The following is a 12,215-nucleotide window of genomic DNA, read 5'->3' as shown; positions in this document are numbered from 1 at the left end:
AAACTATAGTGAATCACAATAAGGAAGGAGTATAGGGATGAGTAAACCGCTAAAGCGCATTGCAGTCTCTGGTGGAGCCGGGCAGTTAGCCTATAGCCTGCTTTTTAGGATTGCCCACGGCGATTTGTTGGGAGAAGATCAGCCGATTGCTTTGCAAATCTTGGAAATTCCTGAAGCTGTGCCGGCTTTAGAAGGGGTGCGCATGGAATTGGAAGATGGCGCTTTTCCGCTTTTATCTTCGATTGTCGTCACGTCGGATCCCTATAAAGCATTTGAAGGCGTTCATTACGCTTTATTAGTAGGGGCTAAGCCTCGCGGGCCGGGCATGGAGAGAAAGGATTTGCTTCAAGAAAATGGCAAAATTTTTGTAGAGCAAGGCAAAGCTTTGAATGCTGTGGCAGACCCTTCCGTTAAAGTGCTTGTTGTGGGCAATCCATGCAATACAAATTGCTTAATTGCCATGCACCATGCTCCGCGCTTGTCCAAGCAGCAATTTTTTGCCATGACCCGCCTCGATCAAAATCGAGCGACTTCCTTTCTGGCTCAGAAGGCGGGAGTTGCGGTTACAGATGTCTCTTGCGTCACAATTTGGGGCAATCATTCAGCTACGCAAGTGCCGGACTTTTTTCATGCCCGTATTCAAGGCCAGCCCGTAGAGTCCGTTATTACTGACCGCATGTGGTTGGAGAAGGAATTTTTTTCGCTTGTTCAAAAGCGCGGAGCGGCCATTATTCAAGCGCGTGGAAAATCATCGGCAGCTTCGGCCGCAAGCGCTATCATTGATGCTGTCCGCGATATCGAGCGTCCGACAAGGCCAGACCGGTGGTTTTCTACCGCTCTTTTATCGACAGCCAATCCTTATGGAATTGATGATGCGCTTGTTTTCTCTTTTCCTTGCCAAACATCTTCAGAAGGCCGGGTGTCTATTGTTGAAAATTTGCAGCTCAATTCTTTTTTGGAATCTAAAATTAAAGCCACCGAGCAAGAGCTAAAAGAAGAAAGAGATTTAATTAAACATCTTATCGGATGACGAGGAGTAGGCTATGTCAGAGGTTCTTTTTGAAGTGACAAAAGATAATTTAGAGACGGGAATGAGGGGATATCCTGTTGGATATTGCACAACATCTACCGTTGATCCGCAAAAAGGCCTTTTTTATTCTGGCATTCCCGTGTCGGAATTAGACCATTGGCAGCCCGAACAAGTCATCTATCTTTTATACCATGGAAAGAAAGGCGAGCCTGAGGAAATAGCCAAATTCTCAGACGATTTGAGAAAACGGGCAGTTTGTTCGCCAGAGCTTATCAAGCATATTCAGCAGCTCCCTAGACGCGGCCATCCCATGAAGCTATTTAATGCCGCCATTTTGCTGGCCGGCTGTTTCGAAGGAAAAAATCACTATCGAGAAGATTGCTTGAACTTGATTGCCAAGATCCCCGAGATTGCAGCTGCCGTCATTAATCATCATGCCGGCTGGGGGCCGTCCAAATCCAGCAAACCGGAATTGGGTTATATGGAGAATTTCGCCCATATGCTCAATGTGCCTAAAGCCAATCAAGAAGAATTGACACGTGCCTTTAAGCTGTTTAACATTTTGCATTATGATCATGGAGGCGGCAATCTTTCCGCTTTTGTGGGAAAAGCCATCGCTTCGGGATTGGAAGATATGTATGGCTCAATTGCGGGGGCTATGTGTGCTTTAGCGGGACCTAGACATGGAAAAGCCAATCAGGATTGCTTGCTTTTTGTCAAAGGGCTGTTGGAAGAGCTGGGCGAAAATGCGACTGAGGGACAAGTTGAAGACGCGATCCGGCAGAAATTGAAAAATAATGAACTTGTATTTGGATTCGGCCATGCTGTCTTAAGAGTGGAAGATCCACGTGCAACGCTTCTTTATCAGGTAATTGCGCGTTATTATCCCCAGCATCCCCTTGTCAAAATGGCTAACCTTTTACGCAAAGCAGGGACCAAAGTTTTGAAGGAAAATCCCAAAATTTCTGACCCTTATCCCAATGTGGATGCGGTTTCTGGCATTTTGTTGACAGCCTCCGGTTTTCCCTACCCTGACTATTACACCATTTTATTTGGTTTGGCCCGTACAGTTGGCATTTCCCGGCAGATTGTATATGAAAGAGAAGAGGCCAGAGACGGAAAAGGAACGCCGATTGTTCGCCCTAAATATCTTTTTAAACCGCAAAAAGATGTCATGCCTATTTAAAAACTCACCTTACGCGGCAAGAGCGATATTTTTTGAGCCGAAGCGGGGAAACAAGGCGATAGATCAGTCATATTGTCTCTGTCACCGCCATTTGAACTGCGGGCATTTTCGCTTTAGTCAAAGTATCGACCTTGGTGCGTATAAAGCGAGTTAAAAAGCGCTGCTTTGGAATTTTTTCCTTTACTTGATTAAGCCGTGTATTCCAGAGAGAAAGAATCAAGGAAAGAAGAATAATTTTGAGGACAAATAGCCTGCGAATCCTTAAAATAAAAGCGGATTTTCAAGCAAAAAATGTAGAGTCAACATGGATTTTAATTCACTATCCTTTATTTTCAATCGCGCGCTTTCTTTAACCTTTGCGAAAAAAAAGCTTCTTCTTGTTTTTTGCATTCTTGCCCTTAGCGGAATTTTAATCGTTTTTTTTCGAGGGGTGGCTTTACACGCCAGTCAGTGGGTTCAATTAAGCCTCACTTTTTTACCTATTTTCATTTGTGCAGGCATTTTATTATCAATGGGAATTCTTCTTATTCGCATTTATCACGATGACATCAAAAAACGAGAAGAAAATTATTTGGGGATTATTTCCCATTCATGGGAAATTTTAATAGGAGCCTCTTATTTTGCCATTCCTATTATTTTAAGCTATTTATTGCTCTGGATTTTGCTTGGCATTTTTGTTTTGCTTCAAGAAATCCCTGTTTTTGGCGAGTTCTTTAGCCTAATCTTATCTTTTGCCCCTTTTTTAATTAACTTGGCCACGCTGATTTTATGCTTATTTAGCCTGTTGATCCTATTCTTTGTCGCCCCCATCATTGCCTTTAAAGGGCTTGATCGAGGCGCTGTTTTTCAAATGACCATGAAACGTTTAGAGCGAGATCCTTTTCTCAATATCATTTTGGTCGTGATGGCTCTGTTACCTGCCGCCTTTATTTTAGCCTTATTGACCATTGCAGCCTGGATTACAGGCTCTATTGCTATTGAATATCAGTCCTCTTTACATACAACCTTAAAGTGGTTTTTCATCATGCTGCCTTTCACTGCTTTCTTAACCCCACCTGTAATTTTCTTCTTTAATTTTGCTGCGGAATCCCATGTTCTCATGCAAAAGCAGCTTTTCAAATAATCAATATTAAAATTTTTTTACTTCGTTAAGGTTCAATTTACAAAAATTAATTATTTGTAAATAGAGTCTTAATGAAGATGATTTAAATTGTTTGTATAATATTGATTTCGTCTAATTTAAATTATGTGATATTCTAAAAGTATAATTGTAGTTAATAATTTAAAAGCTATTTTTGTTTTTTTTATTAATAAATGTTTTATTGGGTTTTTTATGGTTACCACGCATAGAAAAGAGATGCTTGCAGGGCGTCCGCTTTTTTCAGATATTTCTACACCAGATTCCTTTTCTCGACCGATTGATTCTAAAAATTCTTTGCTTTATCAATTAAGGCCTTCCAAGTCGAAATGGAAAATCACTCAAGTTTTCGAAAGAATTATCAAATGGATTGCCCAATTTTTTGTCATCTCAAGACCCAATGTAATGAAAGAGAAGCTTCCCTGGATCATTCGGGCAGCCGGTTCGCAATTCATTAGTCCCATTCAAATTTCTTTTGGCAATTTATGGGCGCATTACAATCGCTTTTTGAATGAAGATGGGCATTGTTCATCTGAGCTGAAGGAGTGCTTTAATCGTTTGGAAAAAGATGAAGCCGCCATTTTATCTTTGAACATGAGAAAGGAAAATATTCCGGATCAAGGAGAAGAAGCTTTTTTGGAAAAGCTGGAAAAAGAGCGGCAGCAATTGATTCAAAAAAACGCAAAAGAAATCTTTCAAATGAGAGAAGGCAGCTCTCGCTTGCTTCTATTAAACCGAGAAGAGTCTGCGGATCAGACATGCAATGGCAACTTGTTTTGTATCATCAATAAGCAGCCGGGAGAGACGTATTCCCTTCGTTTTCTTGGAACGGGAACGCTTATGCGCGAGCTAGAAGTGGTTCCAATGGGGGGCAAGGAAAAAGTCTTGCGCGAACTTTGCTTTGACGGAGTTCCCAAAGGAGCGCTGGAGCAAGGCAAGTATCTAGAATCCTTATTGGCAAATTGGATTGACCATCAATCTGTCACGCCGAAAATGATTTTAGAAAACAGCTCGTCCTTGATTTCTTATAAGAAAGAAATGGAATCGACGAGTGACTTGATGACTTGTTCGGATCGAGTCGACCGTTTGTTTTGGAACGTTGTCAAGGCCTTTCCTGCAAAGACGAAAAGAAGGCAGTCTCTTTCTACAGCTGAAAAAGCCGTAGAGCAAAAGCGTATGAAATTGCGGGCGGATGTGTTGACGCTCTTTGATTTGTTTAAGAACATACGAGACGATTTAAAACCTCATACGGAAGACTATCATATTCTCGTTCAAGTCTTTAAAGGGATTTCAGCCAAAGCTGATTTAGCCCATCGCAAAGGGTATATCTCTCAAGGAGAATTAAACCAACTCAACAAAGAGCTGGCTGTCATAGACCAAGCCATTCAAAAAGCCAAAAAAACGTTTATTCCTCTCGAATCCGAACTTGTGGTAAAGGAAGAGGTTATAAAAGGCTTATTTCTTAAAGATCTCTCTATCAAGGCTAAAGAAGATAGTCAGGAGGCCTCCAATGCTGCAACGTTGCAGCATCGAATAGAAGGAAGGAGGCCGGTTGATCAGCCTGTACATGTTCCAGGGCTAGCGGCAGTTCCTCTGACCTTGTATAAAAATATTGAGACTAAAGAATCCTTTTTACAAACTTTTCGTGAGCTTTTTGAAAAAGCAAATCGAGCGGATTTAACTAAGAGTGAACAGGAACTGGCTAGGCAGGAAATCAGCCGCTTTTTCTCGGAGGTTCCCTATAAACCCTTTCTTGATAGACCTGCAGGACATAAGGATGGGCAGTCTTTCTGGTGGGGTTTTACTACAGAAGAAGCTCAAGAGGTGATGGAAAAAATCAATCAATGCACGCAAGCGTGGATTGAAACGAAAAAAGCTTCTAATCTTACTCAATATCAATTTGAGTCTTTTCTCCAAATGTGGAGAGTATTGGAGTTTTTAAATGCTCAAGCGACCGGAAAATGGATCAGTTCTGGAAGCATGGAAGATTTGATCGGTTACTATATTCATCATAATCCATGGTTTAACCGTCTTAATCGTCAGCTGTCTCCTTCCAGTCCTTTGGTGAATTCCTATCAATTTGCCATGAGCAATAGAGCAGATCCATCCCAGGGCGCATTTGAAGGAATCACTTTCGGATTTTATAGATTGGATGGATGGGGAGAGAATTTTAGGACTCAATCGAATAATCCTATTGAACTTTCTGAAGAAGAGCAAAAATATGTCAGATTGCAACGCCAATTAATTGCCCATTTTTTTAATAATCCAGGAATCATCCATGGGAGTACGATTGAAAAAATTATCAATAAAGCACCGTGGGATCGTTGGCTTCGCCCCATTTCCCATCCAGGCTTAAAGGCTTTATATCGGTATGCGATCAGCTATCCCATTGATAACAGCTTGGGAACTCATAGGAGTGATATTGCTCGCCATGAAGGAAAAAATACGCCTGAAGCCTTTCATGATAATCCAGAAGGCGTTTTTAGCTTTTTTTCAGAATATGAACCGGAGAAAAGCAGTGATGCAGTTTCTTCCGAAACGGTTGCCTCATTTCAAGATTTTACTGCGGAAGAAAAAAAACGCCTTTTGCGCTTAGTGCGCCATGAAACACCTCAAATTGAACTTATCGCATTTATGCGAGAATGTCCCCATCTAATGCGAAATGCAGATGTACGCAATTTCTTTAATGCCTTATTTTTTAGCTCATCCCTAGAAAAGATATTAGAATCAGGAAGGGGAGTTCCTAATGCTTTCTTTCGAAATGAATTGCCCGGTCAAATTGATCAGGAAATCCAGCGTCTGCAGAACTTGATAAACGAGATGTTAGCGGAAGGCGCACCCCAAAATATTGAAACCCTGCAAGGACGTTTTGATGCGCTTCTCTATTACTATGAAATGAAAGAGAATTTGCGCGCTTGCTATTCCAAATTTAATTGCCCTGTCGATGCCTTTACGCCTTCCAAAGACCAAGTGGCTCAATTGCGCCAGCTTTGTCAAACCCGACCTGAACTGCAAGGGTCTTTAGGATATGCATCAAGAGTGCATTTAAAATGCTTGTTGGCCAATCAGACGGAAGAGGATATTCCTGAAATCATAAGAGATTATGCCTTGAGCCGCAATTATGCATTTGACAGCCGAAATGCTGATCCTATTTTTGAAGAGGAAATGGCGCGTCATTGGCAAATAATTGCAAAAAAATGTGAAGAGTCAAACCCAAATTTGCAGCCGTTTTTAGATCTTCTCTGCTATGAAAAAGACCTTCCTTTAGACGGGAGCGAGTGGAAAAAGATTGAAAAGGGAGTTTATCGGAATGACATTTATCAAATCAATTTACAGACGCTCGACGTATCAAGAGTAGGCATAGAAGGGAACTTGTCAACGCTCCCTAGGACAATTGTTCAGGATCCTCTTTTTCAGCAAGTCCTTGGCGAGTCTGTAAAAGACTTGCGAGCCAGTGTAAAAGAAATAGGGGCAAAAAAAGTCTATTCTTTAAAGGATTCCTCAGGGCGTCCTATCCAACTGGAATGGGAAGAGGGAAAGCTTTCCTTTTATACTAAACTTCCCATTGAAGGGGGAAAGTGGCTTCAAATTCTTCCCGAAAATCCTTTTAATTTAGAAAAATTAAAAAAAATAAAAGAAAGCCAGGATAATCTTAAAGCTCAAAAAATGGGTTTTAAAGACCTTTTTGCGGCCTTCTTTAAATTAAAAAAAGACGCAGAAGAAGCAAACGGGCTTTCAGCATTCTCTAATTATCGCATATTTATAGATCCTGCGGCTCCTTCTTCTTTTTACTGCATGGATCAGAATGAAGAAATAGCCATTCAATTAAACATCAAGCAAAATAAAGAAGGGGTGATTGTAGAAAGCGCCATCGATCATCGCACATCGCCTGCAAGCACGTGGCAGATCAATCAGGCCGGGCAATATCAAAGCACTGCCTTAGAGGCTTTGTCAGGCTTTGAAAATAAGGCTAACATGCTGCTTTGGAGCCAGAATGGGAAGCTAAAAAAAATCGAACTGCCGCGTTATCAATTAACATTTGCCTGTCAAGGGGAGAGATTAATTTGCACTGAGGATCCTTTTGAAGGCTACTTCGTCGACCTTTCAGCGACTTTGCAAGAAAAGAAGGGGCTTTTCCAAGCGTTGGTATTGCAGCATCCCGATCCAACTAAGCCCAAGAAACTGTTAGTTCCACAAGCAGATGCGCTTGTGGCTCGCCAGGAATCCATTTTCCCGCAAGCGCGAGGCTTTGCTAAAATCGGGCTCTTTTTCGAGCAAATGAAAGGCATTTTTAATGCTTTGTCCGGACAGCGTTTTAAAATCGACCAACGCGTGAGATTTGAAATGGATCCGAACAAACATTCCCTTTCTTTCACAGCTTTTGACATCCGTCCTTTTACGGGGGAAATTTGCGAAAAAAGGCAAGACTGGGAAGCCGATGTCCTACAGCTTGTCAAGCTGGCGCTTAAGACAGACCAGCCGGCCACTGCTTGGGAGATGCTAAAAAACTTTGAAATGCAGCCGCAAAAATTAAACCGCAAATTGATCAAAGATTTAGTCGAGTTCATTCAGCAGCCCCTGCTGAATACCGGAGGCGAGGCGGCTCTTAAAATCAAGCTCGCATTAAAGTTGAAACATTGTTTAAAGCAGAGCAAGCAGTGGAAGAAAACAACCAAAACGACTCTTAACGAGGCTATGCTGCAATTAGGCCAAGTCTTATTTGCGCATGGCAGGAAGATTCCCAATGAACTTCAATTGGCAAAGGAAGAGCGCATAGAACTTGCCCGGCTGTTTAAGAAAGCGCTTCCCACTTACTACAATCAGCATTTAAAGATCTACTTTGCCGCTGAAGGGACGCCAATCAACCTGTCTTCTCCAGAATTACAGACGGGTGATGATCCTTTTATCGCTCAATTAGCAGAATGGAAGGCGAATCGGCCTCCTATCGAAACAAAAGATCGCATTACGGCATTGGAATCAGCCCTTAATCCGGCCGTGCGTTTATCAGATGAAGACTTAAGCTATCCTATTCCACGAACTGAGAATGCTGTTCCTCTTATAGATTTTAGCCAAGCAGATGAAAATCATTTGTTTGAAGAGAGGGAACAAGAGCTTCCTTCTATTGATCTCACAACTTATCGGGCTAAAACCGGCTGCGAAAAACATGCTTTGGCAGAGTATCAAGCCGCTCTTGATCAATTTAAAGAGAGCGAAATACGCCGTCCTCTTCATTTAATTAAAACAGGACGAAAAGAGCTTAAAAAATACCTAGACAATGAATGGATCCCTAAAAAAGCACGCTTTGAGAGGGAATTGATGGATCGGCAAGCCGAGATCGAATCCTTCACCCGCCAATCTGCAAATGGAGGGGAACAGCTTGCTATTTACGCTGGAAGCCAATCTGCGGCTTCATTCGATGAATTGCGCCAAGCGCTGGCTTTTGATGAATTGGAAAAGCTGCAACAGGCAGGACGCCTTCCTTCCTCTATGGATATCGCTAAATTGAAGCATATGCTGATTGACTACTTTGAAGTGTTGACTCGTCGAAATGCTTATGAAGCTGTCATTAAACTGACCCAGGAAATTTTAGCAAGAGGCAGGCTGGATAATCAAGAAGAGTGGCAATCCATGTCGGAAGCGCTTTACCGCCTCTTGAAAGTTTCCCGAAATTTTGACCCTCATCAGGATCCGCGCCTCCTTATTTTTACAGCCCAGCAATTTATTAACTTAAAGCCATTAGATGGCGGGCTGGACCAGCTGACTCTTTTAGACGCCCTTGTTAAAAATCCTTATGCAATCGTTCAGGCGCCGACAGGGGCAGGAAAGACAGCGGTTCTGTCTGTCATGCGCTCCCTTCATAAAGCCAATGGAAAAAATCTCGTTATTCAGAAGGTCCTTCCGGCCCTTTACCAGCAGACGTATGATAAGTTCCAAGATGTACTAGGGGATCTTTATGGCACGGCCATTTATGCCTTGCGCTTTAATTTGAAGATGCGGCTGAACAGGCAAGAGAAGATCATGGTGCAGAATGAAGAGGGGAAATGGGAAGAGAAAAAAATCGATCACTCGATTTTTAAAGACATGTATTTAAATCTATTAGAGACTATGAAGAATAAGGGATGCGTGTTGACCGATTATAAATCGCTTCCCTTGCTCGAAGAGATGTTCTTTAAAGTGGGCCAAGAGTTGCTGGAGAAACACCTGCAAGGCTTGCCTCCTCCTCCTTTGCAAGAGGAGCATTTCACTTATCTGCGCAAAATCTTGGTCCTTCTGGAGAATAAAGCAGATGAGAATATGGATGAATTCGACCAACCCAACCGCCCCATCCAAAAAATTCAAATTGATTTGGGAGTGGGCGGCCGTTTGCTTCCTCAGTTCCTTCTCGATCATTCGCTTGAAATTTACGACATGCTTGCGCAGGATCCAGAATTAGGACTGCTTAAAAATATTCAGGGAGATCTTTCAGCGGAAACGCGTGCTGCAGTCATTGAAAGGAATGCGCAAAAAATGGCAATGAAGCTGGCGCAAGAAGCAGGCAATCCAAACCTTAAAATGTCCTTGCAGGATTATATCCTAGGTAAAAATGAGGATTTGCTGCCTCTTATTCAAGGGCAATCGGAGGCTTATAAAGACCGTTTAGCCCTTTGCAAAGACCAGTTTAGCATTTATTTGCCCTTAACTTTGCAGTTTAAGCAAGGATCACGCTATAAGAGGAGCGATGACGGTTCAAAAACGCTGCCTTGCTATAATAGCGAAAAGCATGATGCCAAATTTGGAACTATTTTAGAGCAAATAAATTATACCATCCAAGACTATCTTCAATCGGGAATTACGCTTTATGATCTGAAGCCTTGGCTGAAAGATCTCAAGCAGCGATGGGAAGAAACAGAAGATCATCAGGCTAAGGAAGCTATTCTAGTCCAATTTCATCGCATTTTGCCCAGTTTCTCCATTATAGATGCCGCGCAGATAATGGAAACCGAAGAAGGCGCTAAAACGCTCATCACGCAAATCAATGCGGATAAGACAAAGGTGACGGAATTCCTGCTTGCGCGTTTAAGACAAATGAAGACAAGCGGGGCTTTAATCTCCATGGATCCGCAAAATATCGTCGACATGAGTAGAGTCGTTTCGGCCGTTTCTGCGACCATGGGGTCTCCCGAGTCTTTGCATCGCCAATTTCAAGTCGATACCCTCATGAATGGGCAGATCCAAGCAAATATGGTTTACCGTGTGAAAAAGCGGGCCTTAAAGGAAGAGGTCATTGCTTATGACCCGGAAGATCCGTCTTCCATGCTACGCGGGGTGCAGCGGACGATTCACGCAATTATCGATGGGGCAGGCGCTTTTGAAAACACTGCGCAAGCAGCCGAGATGCTTAAAAATCACAGTCCTTCTTTAGAGCAGGTGGGTTATCATAAAGAAGATGAATCGATTGCTTTTGTGGGGAACCCGACAGGCGATCTTGATAAAACAGCCTTTATCTTCTCCCAGTCCCATACAAGGGGAACGGATATTCGGCTTAAGGATAATGCCGAGGCCATTTTAACGCTTACCGAAAAAGATGGCATTCGCGAGGTCTTTCAAAAAGAAGGGCGGTTGCGCCAGAGCAGGCAGCGCTACCAATTGGCTATGCCTAAATACCAAGGCATCCAATCGGTCTCTCAAGAAATTGCTCACGCAATCACGCAAGACGCCTTAGTAGATGCGAAGGATATCTTTAGAAAATGCAAGCAAGAGCCTAGAGCGATTATGCGGGCAGCTATAAGAAAACGCTTGCTTAATGCAGATACAATACCAGAATTTATAGCCCTCTTTCAAAATGACGAGTGGAGAAGCTTCTTTATCACCAAGCCTGAACCTCATTTTGATACGGCAGGCAGTTATTTTGCGGAGCGCCAGCATATTCAGTTTGAAGATCAACTCCCAGGAGAGGTATTGAAGGCTTATAAGCCGCTCCTCATTCAAAAGGCTAGCGACTGGGGATTGGTGGATGCGGTAGAACAGCTCAATCAAATTCAGTATTCGAACGAGCTTTTGGCCATGATGCCTGACAGAGTAGCGCCTTTAGGCGCTGCGCAAGGGGAGCTCGAAACGGAAGTGCATGTTGAACAAGAAGAAGAGAGCGAACAGGAGCAAGAAGCTGAATTGGAATTTGAGACCCAACAGGTCAGAACAGAGCAGCGTTCGCTTGGCGTTTATCCCGTTAGGACATGGAATGACAATGAGCTTGTCCATAGCGTGGCTGAAAGAATTAACCCCGCTTACAATCCTTTGCTGAAGGTGACGGATCAGTTCTTGCCATTTTCCAGATTGGGAACAGCCGCCCTGCATCAACGGCGCCCCTTTGATGAATCGATGTATCGAATCGGACTGGTTTATTTTGACCTGGATTATTGGAATGGAACTATTAAGCAAGCTATCATAGAGGATCCCTTAGAAGATTTTCACATTGCTATTGGAAAGGGCGCCTATGACATTAGGACAAACCGGATTATTGAAAATAGAAGCGTACAAGTCACAGAAAATAATCCTACGGATTGGTTTTCTAGACATGTTGAGAAAGATTTTACGAATTTACCCCAATTTGTCCCGCTTATTGCCCAAATCAAATTTTTAGACGGGCGCACAACTGGCTACAGCGAGGGAGAATTGCAAGCGCTTGCGGATTGGCTGCGTGAGCAAGGGGTTGAGAGAATGAGGGATCATTTGCTCAATGAAATTCTCCGCTTCCGTTATCAAGATAAACAGGCGTTTATGGGAAGCCAGCTTCAACAGCTTTTTGATAGGCTTATTCCACAGCAAGGATAACGCTTTATTGCTCGGTCTGACTAATTTGATCGGGTCGAGCAATAAGACTA

4 protein-coding genes are annotated in these 12,215 nt (G+C 42.8%); all 4 read left to right on the top strand.

The features are described 5' to 3' along the window. Positions 1–37: 37 nt before the first annotated feature. The gene (locus BN3769_RS00325; protein ID WP_068466414.1) at positions 38–1,030 is read left to right on the top strand and encodes a malate dehydrogenase; all 993 of its coding nucleotides are present in this window, start codon (positions 38–40) and stop codon (positions 1,028–1,030) included. A gap of 13 nt (positions 1,031–1,043) precedes the next feature. Continuing rightward, on the top strand, positions 1,044–2,216 hold the full coding sequence (locus BN3769_RS00320) for a citrate (Si)-synthase (RefSeq protein ID WP_068466412.1): 1,173 nt from the start codon (positions 1,044–1,046) through the stop codon (positions 2,214–2,216). Positions 2,217–2,520: 304 nt separating this feature from the next. After that, entirely contained in the window at positions 2,521–3,339 is an 819-nt protein-coding gene (locus BN3769_RS00315; RefSeq protein WP_068466410.1) for a hypothetical protein, read from the top strand. Positions 3,340–3,549: 210 nt separating this feature from the next. Then, positions 3,550–12,165 (top strand): DUF3638 domain-containing protein, encoded by an 8,616-nt coding sequence (locus BN3769_RS00310; protein WP_154017755.1) that lies wholly within the window; start codon positions 3,550–3,552, stop codon positions 12,163–12,165. The last annotated feature ends 50 nt before the right edge of the window (positions 12,166–12,215 follow it).

The sequence above is a fragment of the Candidatus Protochlamydia phocaeensis genome, from assembly GCF_001545115.1.
GTDB classification, from domain to species: Bacteria; Chlamydiota; Chlamydiia; order Chlamydiales; family Parachlamydiaceae; genus Protochlamydia_A; species Protochlamydia_A phocaeensis.
Note: the sequence above shows the minus strand (reverse complement) of the source record. Positions and strands in the feature narration are given on the sequence as shown.